General features: G+C 41.8%; 15 protein-coding genes, 1 tRNA gene and 1 pseudogene. 4 read left to right on the top strand and 13 right to left on the bottom strand.

The genetic code is table 11. From position 1 onward, the window contains the following. Positions 1-5: 5 nt before the first annotated feature. The 10 genes from abc-f to ACTJJQ_RS07400 form a co-directional block, all read right to left on the bottom strand. A complete protein-coding gene (gene abc-f, locus ACTJJQ_RS07445; protein WP_440600082.1) occupies positions 6-1,565 on the bottom strand; it encodes a ribosomal protection-like ABC-F family protein in 1,560 nt (519 codons plus the stop codon). A 334-nt stretch (positions 1,566-1,899) separates the two neighbouring features. Next, positions 1,900-2,670, bottom strand: a complete 771-nt coding sequence (locus ACTJJQ_RS07440) for an ABC transporter ATP-binding protein (protein WP_008347777.1) — start codon at positions 2,668-2,670, stop codon at positions 1,900-1,902. Continuing rightward, positions 2,664-3,482, bottom strand: a complete 819-nt coding sequence (locus ACTJJQ_RS07435; protein WP_008347779.1) for an ABC transporter ATP-binding protein — start codon at positions 3,480-3,482, stop codon at positions 2,664-2,666. The genes ACTJJQ_RS07440 and ACTJJQ_RS07435 overlap by 7 nt, the downstream gene beginning before the upstream one ends. Continuing rightward, entirely contained in the window at positions 3,445-4,332 is an 888-nt protein-coding gene (gene opp1C / locus ACTJJQ_RS07430) for a nickel/cobalt ABC transporter permease (RefSeq protein ID WP_008347781.1), read from the bottom strand. Before opp1C ends, ACTJJQ_RS07435 begins: the two co-directional genes overlap by 38 nt. A gap of 5 nt (positions 4,333-4,337) precedes the next feature. Then, positions 4,338-5,267 carry a nickel/cobalt ABC transporter permease gene (gene opp1B / locus ACTJJQ_RS07425; RefSeq protein WP_008347783.1) on the bottom strand — a complete coding sequence of 310 codons (930 nt, stop codon included), beginning with the start codon at positions 5,265-5,267 and terminating at the stop codon, positions 4,338-4,340. A gap of 15 nt (positions 5,268-5,282) precedes the next feature. Then, the gene (nikA, locus tag ACTJJQ_RS07420; protein ID WP_113746955.1) at positions 5,283-6,926 is read right to left on the bottom strand and encodes a nickel ABC transporter substrate-binding protein; all 1,644 of its coding nucleotides are present in this window, start codon (positions 6,924-6,926) and stop codon (positions 5,283-5,285) included. A 124-nt stretch (positions 6,927-7,050) separates the two neighbouring features. After that, positions 7,051-8,220 carry a macrolide family glycosyltransferase gene (locus tag ACTJJQ_RS07415; RefSeq protein ID WP_129547833.1) on the bottom strand — a complete coding sequence of 390 codons (1,170 nt, stop codon included), beginning with the start codon at positions 8,218-8,220 and terminating at the stop codon, positions 7,051-7,053. A 167-nt stretch (positions 8,221-8,387) separates the two neighbouring features. Further along, positions 8,388-9,278, bottom strand: coding sequence for an ABC transporter substrate-binding protein (locus tag ACTJJQ_RS07410; RefSeq protein ID WP_034657816.1), 891 nt, complete (start codon positions 9,276-9,278; stop codon positions 8,388-8,390). Between the two features lie 233 nt (positions 9,279-9,511). Next, positions 9,512-9,976, bottom strand: a complete 465-nt coding sequence (locus ACTJJQ_RS07405) for a DinB family protein (RefSeq protein ID WP_440600081.1) — start codon at positions 9,974-9,976, stop codon at positions 9,512-9,514. 293 nt (positions 9,977-10,269) lie between these two features. After that, a tRNA-Arg gene (locus ACTJJQ_RS07400) sits at positions 10,270-10,345 on the bottom strand. Positions 10,346-10,598: 253 nt separating this feature from the next. Between ACTJJQ_RS07400 and clpP the strand changes: the two genes are divergently transcribed. Further along, positions 10,599-11,195, top strand: coding sequence for an ATP-dependent Clp endopeptidase proteolytic subunit ClpP (gene clpP, locus ACTJJQ_RS07395; RefSeq protein ID WP_007500118.1), 597 nt, complete (start codon positions 10,599-10,601; stop codon positions 11,193-11,195). 55 nt (positions 11,196-11,250) lie between these two features. Here the strand turns inward: clpP and ACTJJQ_RS07390 are convergent, their stop codons facing one another. Further along, positions 11,251-11,829: a TIGR00730 family Rossman fold protein gene (locus ACTJJQ_RS07390; RefSeq protein ID WP_440600080.1), complete on the bottom strand. Its 579-nt coding sequence runs from the start codon at positions 11,827-11,829 to the stop codon at positions 11,251-11,253. Between the two features lie 136 nt (positions 11,830-11,965). Here ACTJJQ_RS07390 and ACTJJQ_RS07385 point away from each other — a divergent pair, with 136 nt between their 5' ends. Further along, positions 11,966-12,307, top strand: a complete 342-nt coding sequence (locus tag ACTJJQ_RS07385) for a MazG-like family protein (RefSeq protein WP_265153795.1) — start codon at positions 11,966-11,968, stop codon at positions 12,305-12,307. 29 nt (positions 12,308-12,336) lie between these two features. On the opposite strand, the gene ACTJJQ_RS07380 is transcribed toward ACTJJQ_RS07385, so the two are convergent. Together ACTJJQ_RS07380 and ACTJJQ_RS07375 are read right to left on the bottom strand one after the other, a co-directional pair. Continuing rightward, entirely contained in the window at positions 12,337-13,959 is a 1,623-nt protein-coding gene (locus tag ACTJJQ_RS07380) for a SulP family inorganic anion transporter (protein WP_440600079.1), read from the bottom strand. 37 nt (positions 13,960-13,996) lie between these two features. Next, the gene (locus tag ACTJJQ_RS07375; protein WP_025208023.1) at positions 13,997-14,578 is read right to left on the bottom strand and encodes a beta-class carbonic anhydrase; all 582 of its coding nucleotides are present in this window, start codon (positions 14,576-14,578) and stop codon (positions 13,997-13,999) included. A 546-nt stretch (positions 14,579-15,124) separates the two neighbouring features. Here ACTJJQ_RS07375 and ACTJJQ_RS07370 point away from each other — a divergent pair. After that, a complete protein-coding gene (locus tag ACTJJQ_RS07370) occupies positions 15,125-16,102 on the top strand; it encodes a 2-hydroxyacid dehydrogenase (protein WP_440600078.1) in 978 nt (325 codons plus the stop codon). Between the two features lie 342 nt (positions 16,103-16,444). Continuing rightward, a pseudogene (locus ACTJJQ_RS07365) lies at positions 16,445-16,771 on the top strand (ribonuclease); the annotation flags it as partial. Between the last annotated feature and the right edge of the window lie 2 nt (positions 16,772-16,773).

Genomic DNA, 16,773 nt, shown 5'->3' with positions numbered 1-16,773 from the left:
TTTTTTTATGACTCTAACAACTTCTTTCTTTTTAACAATGCTTGAAACGTCTCTTCAAGCTCACGAGAAGGCTCGATGCTTAAACGACTGAGCACTTCAGACAGCTGCATATCAATCAGCAGGAGCTCTTCTTCTTTCTTTGTAGCAACTGGCTTTTCTTCCTTTTGTTTATATTCTTCATAGGTGCCATCAAAGCGTTCAATGGTCCCCTCGTGCACATGAAGAATACGAGTAGCCACCTGCTCAATGAGCCTCCTGTCGTGGGAGACAAACACAACTGTGCCCGGGTAATCTTTTAAAAGTCCTTCAAGCGCTTCAACTGCCGCAAGGTCTAAAAAGTTCGTCGGTTCATCAAGCATCAGAACATTGGCATCACTGACGAGCAGCTTGGCAAGCATCGTCTTCACCCGTTCCCCGCCGCTTAATACGTTCGTCAGCTTATACACATCGTCTCCCCGAAACCCAAGTCTCGCTAAAACGGTGCGAACGATCGTCTCATCTTGAATCGCCTGTTCCAGTGCATTTTGTAAGATCGATTCATCTAGATTCAGTCCTGAAAGATCTTGGCTGAAATAACCAATCTTCACGGCTTCTGAACGAAAAATCCCGGGATGTCCGTTTACAAGCATTCGGAGAAATGTCGTTTTACCGCTCCCATTCTTCCCAATGATCGCGACTTTGTCTCCGCCTCTCACTTCTACATTCGCCTTTTTCCAAAGGACTTTATCTCCTGCCTTGCCATCTACATGTTCGACACGAAAAATGGTGCGGCTTGCCACTTCCTTCATGGTGTGCTGCGTCATTTGAAGAGACTGGGCTTCCTTTACCTTCTCCACCTTTTCTAATTTCTCCATTCTTGTTTCGATGGATTTGGCTGTTTTTTGAAGCTTTTTTTGCTTGTTTGCATAATAAGGCTTTGCAATTTTAGGCCCCGAGGATTTCAGCTTTGGAGATGGCTTTGTCGCTTTGTCGGCTTTTTTCATTTTCTTTTGCAGTGCATGTTCTAACTGTTTTTTCTTCTGGGTATACGCCTCGTACGCCTCCACGTGCTGACGATGTTCGAGTTCTTTTTGCCGGGCAAAATCGCTGTAGTTGCCTTTGTATAGTTTGAGCTTCCCATCTTCTAATTCCCAAATGTCTGTACATAACGCATCTAAAAAAGCACGGTCATGCGAGACGACAATCAGAGCACCTTGATGATAACGAAGCTTTTCTTCTAGCCACTCAATATGCTCCGTATCTAAGTGAGTCGTGGGTTCATCGGCTAATAAAAGGGCAGAAGGCCGGCTTAAAGCTCTCTCAATATAAGCTTGAGTCATCTCTCCGCCACTTTGTCTGCCATCTCCTGTCTTTAGTTGAGGAAGCAGCGTACAAGTTGTAGTGTGTGCAAATGTGCCGCTATCTGGTTTTTCCCTCCCCGCCAGTACATGGAGCAATGTCGTTTTCCCACTGCCATTCGTCCCTACAAGGCCGATTCGGTCCCCTTGATGAATGGCCAGCTCCTCTATATCAAATAACAAGCGATCCTTTCGAAATACTTTTAATTGGTGGGCTCTCAGTAACATCCAACCCTCTCCTTTCGTATCAGGAGACATGAAAAAGCCTCCCATTCTCAGAATAGGAGGCAAAATGGTGTACAAAAATAAGCGTATCGATACAGAATGACATGCGGTTCATCAAATGAGCACACATCTCCCCCGTATCCATCACTTCAATCTTTGATTCCCAAGCTGTACCATCCTATTCCGAAGCTAAAAAATGAAAACGCAGCAAACATAGCAACACATATCGTTTGCTCACTGCCTTCGTTCTTTCATTTTGCTTACAGGTCATAGGATTAGTACTTCATTGCATTGGGTCACCCTTCCGTCGTTTGTTACGTATACGATAAAAGATTGGTTATTTTTTGTCAAGTTGAAAAGGCATGAGTGAGTCTATTAGCTTGAGCGTAAATGGATGAGTCGCTTCAAACAGCTGGTCACTTTTACATTCTTCCACAAGTTTTCCCTCATGTAAAAAAAGAAGTCGATCACATAAAAAAACGGCTGCCTCTAGATCATGGGTAATCATGAGAATGGTCATATCTAACTCTTGCTTTAATGTCTCAAGAAGCTCCAATATTTGAACTTGGACAGAAACGTCAAGTGAGCTAAGGACTTCATCTAAGATGAGAATGGCTGGATTCGTCGATATGGCTCTTGCTATGCATACACGCTGGAGCTGACCGCCGCTTAGCTGATGAGCATATTGATTTAGCAAAGACGATGGAAGTCTTACTTGCTTGAGCAGGGACAACACTTTTTGGTTCACATCCATGTTTCGCTTTATTATTTGCATGGGTTCTGCTATGATCTCTTTCACTGTAAAGGAAGGATGGACAGAAGATAGATAATCCTGAAAAACAACACTCATTCCCCCCCGGTTCATCTTACGCCATGTATGAGCTGGCCATCCACCTATCTTTATCTCTCCGCCGTCTAATGTTTCTAAACCAAGCAGCGTACGTGCTATTGTACTTTTACCACTGCCGCTCTCACCGACTAACCCGACACATTCACCCTCTCCAATCTGAAATGAAACCTGAGCTATGCGTGCTATGGATTCCTCTTTATGAAAAAAGCGCCCTTTATCTTCTCCATGTTTAAGTAGTTGATTTGCTGTGATCAGCATGGGAATGCCCTCACTCTCTTCTGCTGCCTCAGTGCTTCAAGGGGTGCCGATAAGCGAAGCCTCGTTTCTAGTAAATGCCTCGTTTGAGGATGCTCAGGTGATGTAAATATCTCTTTTGCATGACGATGCTCAAGCATCTCCCCTTGGTGCATCACCAACAATTCATCAGCGATTGCCTGAACGACGCCTAAATCATGCGAAATGATGATCAAGGCAGCTCCTGTTTCTTCTTTCAGCGTCTGTAATTGCGTGATGACTTCACGCCGGTTATATGCATCTAATGATGCTGTAGGCTCATCGGCAATGATCACGTCAGGAGAAAGCATGATCGTAATGGCAATCATGACACGTTGAAGCATCCCTCCCGACAGCTCATGAGGATATTTTTTCATTAACATATGCGAATTGTTTAAATGGACACGTTCTAGCCCAGTAATCGCATGTGCTGTTCCTTCTTTGCCACGTAAGCCCAAATGCCGCTGGAACGTTTCAAGTATTTGATGACCAATTGTTTCAATTGGATTGAACGCATTCATAGCATCTTGTGGAATGTAGCCAATTCGCTTTCCTCTCCACTGCTGTGAAGTCTGACTTGTCAATTTTTCACCGTCAAACAAAATGGTCCCAATCATCTCTAGCGAAGGAGGGATAAGGCCAATTAATGCTTTTGCAACGGTTGATTTTCCGCTTCCACTTTCTCCAATAACGCCTAAACAACGTTGTCTATGTAATGTAAACGTGATATTTGCCGCCAAATCCTTTTGTTGAATCGGATCATGTACGGACAGGTTTTTTATCTCGATGAAAGGCAAATCGTCTCCCCCTTTTTTTGTTGCTAAGATGCATGGCAGGGTTCATGACCTGCTGAAGACTGTCTCCTAAAAAATTCAGTGCCATGACCACAAATAAGATCGCAAGTCCAGGCGGGAGCATATGAGCCGGGTGCGTCACCATGACATTCTTCGCCTCGTTGAGCATCATGCCCCATTCCGGTGTAGGTGCACTCACACCTAATCCAAGAAAAGACAGAGCAGAAATATTTAAAATGACCCAGCCTGCGTCAAGTGTAGCAAAGACAGCTATCTCTCCTGAGATGCGAGGAAATAGATGTTTTCGAAGGATATAAAAAGGTGAACCTCCAGATACTTTCGCAAACTGAACAGATGGTTCATTCGTATATTGCAGGACTGACGAACGAATCATCCTTGTATACCAAGCCCATTTTGCAAGGACATTGGCCAAAATAATATTGAAAAGCCCAGGTCCCATAATGCCCACAACAGCCAAAATCATCACCTCTGCTGGAAATGACAGCATGACATCACATATTCTCATCAACACTTCATCAACTTTCCCTCTAAAAAAGCCAGCTACGAGTCCAAGTATCGTGCCAATGAGCATCGTGATACACATTGTCAGCACGGCAGCAAGCATCGTTGTCCGAATACCATATAAGAGCCGGGACAATACGCATCTCCCCAGCTGATCGGTTCCGAGGGGATATGTTAGACTCACACCAGCATATTTTTGAAGAATGTTCGTGTCAGTTGGGTCATGCGGAGATAGAAACGGTGCAAACAGCCCAGCTAATGTGACAAGTACCAAAAGCCAGATAGACAGAATAGCCATTCGATCTTTTCTTAATTGATTCCATACGATCAAATTTTTTAGACCTCCTTTCTTAACTGCGGGTTCATGATCATTTGTATGACATCAGCAACAAGGTTGCACACAACGAACAGGCATCCCATCACAAACAAATAGGCTTGAATAATAGGGAAATCGGCGTGAAAAATAGCTGTTACACACAAACGGCCAACCCCTGGCCAAGCAAAGAGATTTTCAATAATAACGGTTCCTGCAATGAGCTTTGGTATTGACATACCGAGTGCTGTTACCGCTAGTTGAAGGGCATGTCTCATCACCTTCAATTGAATGGTTCGTTCCTTTAAACCACGAGCTCTTGCATAAAAAACAAAGGGCTCGTGCTGAAACTTTAGGATTTGATTTCGAATGAGTCTCACATAGGTCGATAAGTAGCCAAGTGATAAAGTCATCGCTGGCAAAAGAATCGATTTAAATCCTTCCATTCCACTCGTGTTGACCCAGTTAAATTTGACTGAAAAAAGCCAGATAAACAAAATGCCCAACCAAAAACTAGGCATGGAAGCTGCAATAAACACAAATGCTCTCACGATTCGATCCAACCATGTATGTGCCGCATATGCACACACCATTCCGAATAACAAACTCAGCACAATAATAAACAAAAGGGACATCCCTGCAAGCTGTAAAGTCGCAGGAAGTGCCTCCATCATCAGGTCAAGTACAGGCTCATGTGTGACATAACTACTGCCAAAATCACCTGTTAATCCGTCTTTAAGCCATGTGACATAGCGTATGAAAAACGGTTGATCTAAGCCTAGCTCTTGACGCATAGATTCAATCATCTCTTCCGTTGGGGTTACTTGGTTCACACGTAAAGCGACCTCAGCTGGATCACTCGCACGCATCGCAAGTAGCACAAACGCAAAAAACGTAATGAATACAATGAGCGGCAAAAGAAGCAATAATCGTTTTATGATATAGCGTGTCATGTCTCAGCCTCCGATTTATGACGAAAAATACATTCGATCAAAGGGAATTTCATACTGAGATACATGAAAATCTACACCTTTGAGGCGCTTATTATAAACGGCCTTTGTCACAGAATAGGAAATAGGGATATACACATTTTCATCATGAATATACGTCAAAATATCTCGGTACATTTGTGCCCTCTTTTGCTCATCCGGCTCCACCAATACTTTCGTAATGGTCTCATCCAGCCACTTTTTCTTTTTCAATCCTAACTGAGCTTGATAATCAGCATGGGATGCAACACGAAATGAAGAGACGTATGTTTGAGGGTCATAAGGAAGTCCCCAAGATAGAGAGTACATAAGATCAAACTTTCCTGTTTTTTGACGATCTAAAAATGCCTGTTTTTCTTCACCTCTAATATCAAGCTTGATTCCAACCTGCTTGAAGTCCTGCTGAATCGATTCACTAATCGTTCTTTCACCTGCATTATCCGAATTATAATAAATGGTCACGCTGAGCGGCTTGTCTTCTTGATAGCGATAGCCGTCTTCTTTTAGCTTCCAGCCTGCCTCATCTAATAATGCCTCTGCTTTCTTTTTTTGATAGGTTTTCTTTTTAAGCGGAATATTTGCGTAAGGGACTGATGGGGCGAGCAGTGTATGTGCCACCTGTTCAGTTCCATTTAAAATCCCTTCTGTAATCATCTCTTTTTGAATGGCATATTGAAATGCTTCTCTTACTTTTGGATCTTGTGTTATTGGTTGATTGGAGTTGATTACAATAGATCTTGAACCAACAGGAGGACTCACAGTCACACCATATTGACCAGCTTCTTTTAAAGCCTGAAATGAATCTCCATCAATCATGTCACCATCTGCTCCAAATAAGAGATCAACCTCCCCTTTTTGAAGAGCGAGTAAAATGGTTTGATGATCTGGCATGACCTTCCATTTCACCGTTGAAATCTTTGGATTCTTTCCCCAATAGTGATGATTCACTTCAAAAATGGCATATTGATTTTTCTTATGTTCCTTTAACACATAAGGACCTGTACCTGCATAACCTTTTACGCCTTTTGATGTGGTGCCATCAATAAAGCTTTTGGGAGAAATAAAACGGAATGGACGTGTTAAACCAAGTTCTTCTAATGTTGGATAATAGGGCTCCTTCAATGTGAGAACAAAAGTATGTTCATCTACAGCCTTTGTGGATTTAATTTCTGACACGAGATTGAGCCAAGCATTTTTTTCAATATTTTTGACAACTGCATCAATATTCATTTTGACAGCCTTCGCATTAAATGGCTCACCATCTGAAAAAGTCACGTTTTCTCGAAGATGAAATGTGTAGGTTTTTCCATCTTTAGAAATATCCCAGCTTTGGGCCAGGGCAGGTTGAATGCCTTTTTCCGTATTCACAACAAGCGATTCAAACACCATATTTTGAGCGGCCATCTCCCCGCCATATAGATGGGGATTAATGTCTCTTATATCTTTTGTACTTGCATACACCAGTTCATCATCTTCTCTTCCACTTAAACTGGAAGAGGTCTTATTTTCAGAACAAGATGCCAATAGAAAACAAGCCATGACTGAAAACAGCATCAAGGTATATGTCACAAAGGACTGCTTTTTCTCGTCCTTTTTCTTTATGTAATCAGGTTGATGATTCATATGTACTTCCCCCAAATGTTCATTTTATCGTAATCATTACGATTATTAATCGAAATGATTACGAATTGAATATTAGCATACAGATCTGGGAAATACAATGGCTTTTTTCACCGAAAAAACAGACTCATGATTGAGTCTGTTTCGCTTGCATAAACTGATCAATGACACGTAATGCTTTTTCTGTTCCACCTGCTGTTTGGAAACTTTCTTCAATCTTTTCAATCCCAGCACGATATGTGTCACTTCCGAGTACACTCTCTACAGTATCTCTCAGCTGTTTTGCTGTCAGCTGGTCTTTATCGAGTGCACGAGCAGCAGAGAGATCAGTCAGTCTTTTTGCCACCATCGGCTGATCTTTGTCAACCGGGATGACAACCATTGGAACATGATAATGAATACCTTCATTGACACTGTTCATCCCGCCGTGGGTCACAAACACATCTGTCAGTTCAAGGACTTCAAGCTGCGGCACATAAGGCTCGATAAGAAAATGAGATGGCGCTTCTTTTAGGAGAGACATGTCGATTTTTTCACCAGTTGCGAGAATCACTTTTCCATCAAAGTCGGCAAAAGCATCAATACACATATTAAAGAATGCTTCAGTATCTCCAAGAACCGTTCCCATTGAAATAAAGACGACCTTCTCTCGCTCAAGCGCTTCTAACGGGAAATCATGCTGGTCAGCACGTTTTAGAAAGCTCGGTCCAATGAAGACAAACGAATCATCCAATGCATCAACAGACGGCTGAAAATATTCACTTGTATACACCATATTCAGTTCTCCGCGGTTTTTCATGAATTGCATCAAATGTGTTGGCTGAACGCCAAAACGTTCATGTATTTCTTCTAACAGATGAGCCGCCTTCTCATCTTTTCTGTATAAAGGTGTATCAAAATGCGCCTCCTGCAGCACAAAAGAAGGATTCGAACCAATGCCTGGAATTTGTAAGTAATCCCGCACAAGCTCACCTGCTCCAAACATATCAAAATAGACCAAATCAAATGAATGCTGTTGAGAAAGAGTTTCCACCACTTCTAAAATGTCTAATGACGTTTGCAGCATGGCATGGAAAAATGGCTGCATGGACTCTAAATCGCTTTCTTCGACACTTAATGTGCGAATATAATCTGGATGTATATGTACGTGAGCGCCTAAGCGTTTGATCCGCTTTTGATAATGTTCAGTTGTGACCACATGCACTTCATCACCTCGATCAACAAATGCTCTTATCATTCCTAACATTGGGTTCACATGTCCTTCAGCTGGGAACGTAATCATTAAAACCTTCGCCACAAGAATCCTCTCCTTATTGTCAATTCTCTACCATGTTAATCTTATACAGTGATCGGGCTCAACAAATACGCCTGAAAAGGGGATAAATGAGACTTATGGCTAGTATTTTAAGAGGATAGCAGAAAAAAAGACAAAGCCTCCTGTTTAAGTGCTTTGTCTTTTTTCTATTAATTTTTGAGCAGCATTTGTTTAAACGCAGCAGACTGTTTTTCAATTGAGATTGGATCAGCATAGATAAATTCTTTGATTGAATAGGATAAAACATGTCCTTGTTTCACTGCTTTATTCTTCTTCCATACACCGCTACCTGTGATATCTAGATTAGGTGCTTTTCCATCCTTTGTTGGTACAAGTAAATAGTCACCTGTATACTCATTCATCTCTTCTAATGAAATACCGAGATACCCTTCTTTCGGAAGAGCCTTATCCGCTTTTTCAGGCAGGCTAAATCCATACCCTTGATAGATGACCTCCCCACCGCGGCCAAAGTCTGTACCAAATAAGTATACCTGCTTAGGCTGCACATCCATAATGGAGAACGTCTTGTCTTCACCAATTTTTGCTTTGACCTCTTTGCCGTCTTTTTTCAGTTGCTCGTCCATTTCTTGTATTTGTTTTTTCGCTAACGATTCTTTTCCAAGAATCTTTCCGATTTCAATATGCATCTCTTTGAAGCTATGCTCACTTGTTGTGAAAGTAATTGTTTTTGCGATCTTTTTATATTTCTCAACTTGATCATTTTGTGAATAAGCAATGATGAGATCAGGCTTCAGTTTGGCGATTGCCTCCACATTTTCTATCGGCACCCTCTTCACACCTGTTTCATCTAAAAAGGATGATTTAGGATAAACATCTGTCATGCCAACAGGTGTCACACCTAACTTTTTAAAATTTCCAAGCTGCGCTGTTAACACAACAATACGCTTTGGCTTGTCAGGAATGGTGATCTTTTCACCCGTTTCAGTTGTATATGTACGAGTATTTGATTCTTGTTCTTTATTGTCTTTCTGCCCGCAAGCCACCAACAATACTGCCAGCAGACTCATAAGCCAAATCATTTTTTTCACTGACGAAACCACCTTTAATTGAGAATGATTATTAATTATAACATAAATAGTTTGGTATAGATGTAAAGTTTTAGAAGTGAACGCCACACAAAAACCCCTCTCTTAATGGAGAAGGGTTTGAGAGACCTTGTTCTATCGTGAACTAGGTCGAGCATGAACTCGAAGAACGTATAATTGACATTACTTGAACCAACACGATGGATGGTTATTTGAATTGAGGACAGTTATTCAAACATAGAAATTTTAGGGTCTTTATCGTAACAGTGAACAAGCATAGCGTGTACTTGCCCCCTATGATGATAAACATGTGCTAAAATCTCTAACAACCATTCATACCTTGTATATGTCACACCCCAATAGGAAGTGGTACGAGACAGTAGTTCTGTGTCCGATAATTTCATATAATGATTTTTTAATGAATGGAAATTAGTCATTAAGCCTTTTTCTATCGTCTTTACAGTTTTATATGATACATTAGCATAAAATGTTTCCATCTCTTCTTGGGTCGCCTCATTTGCAATACGCCAGTCAGCTTCACAAATGATCGCAATGTGTTCCAGCAACTCTCCGATAGACTGCTTATGAGGTGTTGGTCTTTTTTGTAAATCAGTTTCTTCTAATTGCCTTACTATTTTTATCAATGTTTTAACAGCTACTTCAATTTGATGTAAAACACTTTCACAATTCATTAGTGCCTCCTTATGAATGAATTCTGCCCTTTTCGTTGAACAAGCTTTGAGAATATTGATGAACTGACTTTATACTCCAATAATAGATTAAGTTGACTTGATTGCCTATCATCAAGAAAATTTGTCTTTTTAACAATATTAATCTGTGTTTTTCGATACAAAATGAACTCTCTAATAAATAGTGAAGTTCCTCTCAATTTACTCACACAATACCACTCATAAAAAAACAAAAAAACCCTTTATTTCAAAGGGTTTTCAAGTTCTTTCATAAATGATCCATCGGATCCTATAGACGCGCTCGGAGGGATTCGAACCCCCGGCAGACGTGGTACCGGAAACCACCGCTCTATCCAACTGAGCTACGAGCGCACGATATGTTTTTTGAACGTCAGCATATCAAATTATAAGGGAAATGCTGCAAGAAAGCAATGATTAATCGCTATCCCTGTCGATGCATTTTCTTCATTCCCATACATATACTCATATGATGGTTTGAAGTGGAAGAGTTTTGGGGAAAATGGATAGGGGTATTTGATTTTAGGTCAGCATTTTGTTTGACCTTTATTGACCAAAAATGTATCATTGAATTACATACTTACCTAAAAGGTGAAGGAGGAACATTATGAATTTAATACCTACAGTCATTGAGCAAACAAATCGTGGGGAAAGAGCTTACGACATTTATTCTCGTCTTTTAAAAGACCGTATTATCATGCTTGGTTCTGCGATCGATGACAATGTTGCCAACTCCATCGTATCACAGCTTCTCTTCTTAGAAGCCGAGGATCCAGAAAAAGATATCTCTATCTACATTAACAGCCCTGGCGGTTCGATCACAGCTGGTATGGCCATTTATGATACGATGCAATTTATTAAACCAAAGGTATCAACTATTTGTATTGGTATGGCTGCATCTATGGGTGCGTTCCTGCTTGCTGCTGGTGAAAAAGGTAAGCGTTATGCCCTTCCAAATAGTGAAGTGATGATTCACCAACCACTAGGTGGTGCGCAAGGTCAAGCAACAGAAATTGAAATTGCGGCAAAACGAATCCTTTCTTTACGCGATAAACTGAACCAAGTACTTGCTGAACGTACTGGTCAGCCAATTGAAGTCATTGAGCGCGATACAGATCGTGACAACTTCAAAACAGCGGAAGAAGCACTTCAATACGGACTCATTGACAAAGTCTTGACCCGTAATACAGAAGAACAAAAATAATCACAAAACAAACCGCCTGCTCTTTGAACAGGCGGTTTTTTGTTATGCATTTGTTTTAAGATAGCTCCGTCCATTTCTGCTGTAGAGACGGTGTTTGATAGGAAGCCATCTGAGAAATCAATTCTTCTGGTTCTCCAGAGGCATGCAGCAATTGAAGGTGTGATTCATTCGAAAAACCTTCCTGTACACTAAACGTCACCATGTCGAGGAGCGGTTTGAAATACTGATTCACTTGATACAATCCGATTGGCTTTTGATGGATGCCAATTTGTGCCCAGCATAGCACCTCAAATAATTCTTCATATGTACCAAAACCACCTGGCATGGCAATAAACCCATCGGCCAGCTCGCTCATTTTCGCTTTTCGTTCATGCATTCCTTTGACTTCAATGAGTTCAGTGAGCTCTTGATGCACAACCTCTCCTCTAAAAAGCCCTTTTGGCATGACTCCGATCACTTGCCCGCCGTTTTTTAATACCTCATCCGCTATAGCGCCCATTAAGCCAATTCGTGAGCCTCCGTATACAAGACGGATTCCTTGCTCTGCCATATAAGCCCCTAGCTCGACAGCTTTTTGTTTGTAGAGGTCATTCACACCTGGATTCGAACCAGCAAACACACAAATCGTTTTCATCAAAACAGCTCCATCTCTCTCTATGATTTCTTCCCCCACTCATTCTACTATAATTCATTGTAAAGAAACAGCCGCTCCATCTATATATAGTGTAAAATCAGAAGGTGAACACCATATAAGGAGCTGTATAAAGAGAATGCAAACAACTGAAATGGAAAAATGGATCAAAGATTTCTACAAAATGAGAAATTGGACAGAATACGGGCCGTTTATCAGGTTAGGTTTCCTGATGGAAGAAACAGGTGAACTCGCTCGCGCAGTCAGGGCGGTCGAAATTGGACACGATCGACCTGATGAGAAAACACAGGAGGACGCCGCGTTAAGAAAGGACCTTATTGAAGAAATGGGAGATGTCTTAGGAAATCTACTTGTTCTAGCTGATCTCTATGATGTAACAGTAGAAGAGATCTTCTCTTCCCATCAACAGAAACTCACACAACGGTTTTCTAGTGAAAAAGAGCAGGTAAAAAGCACGTGACCGACATGTCACGTGCTTTTTTTAGCCTTTTATAGCTGCTGTGGTGAAATATCATCCGTTCGTTCAAAGAAATGCTGCTTTCCAATGTGATGGAAAAGACCGGTACGATGCAAAAGCTCTTTTGGCTGTGATTGAAGCCCTACAATCATCAATTTTCCATCGTGATGCTTTAATCGATTGGAAATGTTCATCAGAACCGCTTCTGCTGAGGTGTCCATATAATTCACTTTGTTCATAAGCAAAATGAGTGTTTTCGGCTTTGTCTGAACATGATCCAAAATCGAATTTTCCAATGAATCGGTTGTACCGAAAAAGAGTGGCCCTTCAATCGAATACATACTAATCCCTTTCTGATCGGTCTCCCTTTCTAAGGCAGCCGCCGTGTCGATTTGAGGAACAGCGACATTTGTGTGGATATTCGTTGTCTGGCTCATTTTTTTGATAAAGGCGATAAACGCTAAAATGAGACCTGCAGTCACGCCAATAATCAAATCACCGATGACCGTCAGCAGGAAGGTCACGACGAGCACAAGGGAATCCGCATTTTTGACTTTGACAATATTGATAAACTCTTTTTTCTCACTCATATTCCACGCCACAAACATCAAAATCGGTGCCATGGCAGCAAGCGGAATCATCGATGCATATGGTGCAAATAACATTAAGATGAGCAAGACGACGACACCATGCACAACTCCTGAAATGGGGCTTGCTCCACCATTTTTAATGTTTGTTGCCGTACGAGCAATCGCTCCAGTCGCTGGGATCCCTCCGAAAAGCGGTGCCGCCATATTGGCAATTCCTTGCCCGACAAGCTCCTTGTCGCTGTCATGCTTTGAGCCTTTCATATTATCAGCAACCATAGCTGACAAGATCGACTCCACGCCGCCCAAAAGCGCAATGACAATAGCCGGCGGCAGCAGATAAATTATTTTTTCAATCGTTAATTCAGGAAAAGCGAAAGTTGGCAGCTGACGAGGGATTTCACCATATGCAGAGCCGATGGTTTCAACTTGTCCTTGAAAAAAGAGAACAGCTATAAATGTTGAAACGAGTAGACCTAATAGAGCACCAGGTATTTTGGGAATGTATTTTTGTGCCGCCAAAATCACGATGAGCCCAACAATCGCTGTGAGAATGGCGAGACTGTTTGCGGTACCGAGATGGACCACGATTTCTCTCATATTGAGGAAAAAGCTTTCATGCTTTTCAACACCCTTTAATCCGAGGAAGTTGGCAATCTGTCCTGAAAAAATAATGACAGCAATGCCGGCAGTAAAGCCGATGATAACCGGACGAGGAATAAATTTCATGAGCTTCCCTAGTTTGAATATTCCGAATAAGACAAGCATACAGCCTGCCATAAAACCAGCAATGAGTAAGTTTTCAATACCGTACTGGCTGACGATCCCGAATAAAATTGGAACAAATGCCCCGGTCGGTCCGCCGATCTGATACTTTGAACCACCAAACAATGAAATCAAAATGCCGGCAACGATGACTGTGTACAATCCGTATTCTGGTCCGACACCAGATGCAATGGCAAAAGCCATGCCTAAAGGAATTGCCACAACGCCCACGACAAGCCCAGCGATTAAATCGCGTCTAAACTTTGATGAATCATAACCTTCAAATCTTCCATAAAAACGCATGGTATGTGTTGGCCTCCTTCAAGTATGTGTAGATGATTTAGGTATACTGTGGGTCGATCTGTTTATCTTTTATAACGACATCCAGCTTTCCTGTTGCCGGATGAATCACTAGTCCATGAACAGCTACATCACTTGGCATGAGCGGGTGCTCTTTGACTAATTTCACACTTTGGGATACGCTCTCTTCCACTGAATCAAAGCCTGTCAGCCAGCCCTTTAAATCGACACCTGCGCTTTTCACAATGCTCAAACACTTTTCCTCAATTCCCCGTGCTTTTGCCTTTTCAAGTAAAGGGTCTGCCGCAAGGCCTGCCATTCCGCATTCATGATGGCCGACAATGCATACTTCCTCTGCTTTCAGCTCATAAATGGCTAGTAAAATACTCCGCATGACACTGCCAAATGGATGTGTGACGATGGCTCCTGCATTTTTAATGATCTTCGCATCACCATTACGAAGCCCCATGGATTGCGGTAATAATTCCAACAGGCGTGTATCCATACAAGTTAATATAACCAATTTCTTCTCAGGAAATTTTCCCGCCTTGAAAGGCTCATACTGTCTCTCTTTCACAAAATCTGCATTGTGCTGAAGAATCTGTTCTAATGTTGATCCCATCCTGTCATCTCCTATCTTTTTTAAGTGATTGTAACGCCTTACCTGGCCTCCTTTTCCCTTGTGTGTTCTCAAGCATAGAGAAGAAAAATGATAGAAAAAAAAGAAAAAAATGAGAAAACGATGAGAGAATATGTAAGCATTTTCTCTATTTTGCTCTTTGTTCCGCTTCAGCACAGGGGATATGCGGCTTTTGCTTACAAACGATAGCTCTCATTTCACCAAAAGACGATGAAAAGGTTTAGTAGAAAATGACCATCCCGTTTAATACACTGCAAATATAATAAATTTTCTATCAAAAAGTCTCGATCTATTTTCCAGTTTGTCAGATTATCTCTCGCTATGACTCATCTACTAATCACTCGTTTTTCTACATCGTAAAAAGACATCAGATGGCCATGTCATTTACTCTTTCACTATAAAAATCTCTTCTTTTCCGTTATTTCAGTATATTAAATATTGAGCAGCTCATATTCAAACGTGTACTGCCAAAATGGTTGCTTTATAATAAAAAGAGAAAGATGACCATGTGAAAGGAGCGAGTTGATGATGAAACCACATATTTTTGTCGCCAAACCCTTACCTGCCTCTTTTGAAGACATGCTAAAGGAACATTGTACATATGAGGTATGGCAGTCAAAGGACCCGATCCCAAGAGATCTGTTATTTGAGAAGCTGCATAAGGCTGATGGCCTTTTAACATCTGGTACGAAAATTGATCAAGATTTATTAGATCACGCCCCCCAACTCAAGGTGGTGAGCAATAATTCAGTCGGCTATGACAATTTTGATCTAGAAGCCATGAGACAAAGAGGCGTGATTGGTACGCACACGCCTTATACACTCGATCATACCGTTGCTGATCTTGCCTTTTCGCTCATTCTCTCTTCTGCGAGGAGAATTGCCGAGCTTGATCGTTTTATCCGCAAGGGAAAATGGACAAAATTTGTTCAAGAGGAAGATATATTCGGCATTGATGTCCATCATCAAACGCTTGGGATCATTGGGATGGGACGAATCGGTGAGCAAGTAGCCAAACGAGCCGCTCATGGTTTTGATATGAACGTCCTCTATCACAACCGGAGCCGAAACGAGAAAGCCGAATCGGCCTACGGCGCTGTATATTGTGCACTGGATGACTTGCTGAAGCAAGCTGATATCATTGTGTTAATCACACCGCTGACTGATGAGACATACCATATGATAGGAGAGCGGGAATTGAAATTAATGAAGCCGACAGCTTTATTCGTGAACATCTCCCGCGGAAAAACCGTCGATGAGAAAAGCCTCATTCAAGCACTGCAGGAAGGGTGGATTAAAGGAGCTGGTCTGGATGTGTATGAGCAAGAACCGCTTCAGGAAGATCATCCTTTCAAAGAGATGGACAATGTCACGCTTGCCCCGCATATCGGTTCCGCTACTGAAACGACAAGAGATCTTATGCTGAAACGAGCCATTCATAATGTGCTTCATGGAATTGATGGCAAAGCCCCTGTTGATATTGTGAAGGAGCTTGCCTCATCTTAATTGAAAAAAGGCGCAGGGAACTGCGTCTTTTTGTTTACGTCATCTAGAGACAGTAGGTCAAAAAGCCCCATTTTTTCCAATCTCCTGATTCTTTACATTCTCTTCATATGCCGGTGCTATAATATGAGGTAGACAAGCATCAAGAGGACGGCATCCCATTTCCTTTTGAGGAGGATCAAGATGAAAAAAATAAGTTCGATTTTTACTCTGTTCGCTCTGATTGCTGCCATTCTGTTTTCTGGATTTATCCCGCAGCAAGTCCATGCAGAAACACCACTTACACCAACAGCCACAAATGAGACTGCTTCCGTACAGCTTGCACCAGACCTTCGTACCCTTGCCGTCATTAATACCTTTGATGGTGTAGCAGATTACTTAATCCGCTATAAACGACTACCTGATAATTACATCACCAAATCACAAGCGAGCGCCCTCGGATGGGTGGCATCAAAAGGAAATTTAGCTGAAGTCGCGCCGGGCAAAAGCATCGGTGGAGACGTATTCTCTAATCGGGAGGGACGCCTTCCATCCGCTAGTGGCCGTACATGGCGTGAAGCCGACATCAACTACGTCTCCGGTTTCCGTAATGCTGACCGCCTAGTATACTCAAGTGACTGGCTCATTTATAAAACAACCGATCACTATGCAACATTTACGAGGATTCGTTAATC

The sequence above is a fragment of the Bacillus sp. 22483 genome (assembly GCF_052044605.1).
Classification (GTDB): domain Bacteria; phylum Bacillota; class Bacilli; order Bacillales; family Bacillaceae; genus Bacillus; species Bacillus altitudinis.
Note: the sequence above shows the minus strand (reverse complement) of the source record. Positions and strands in the feature narration are given on the sequence as shown.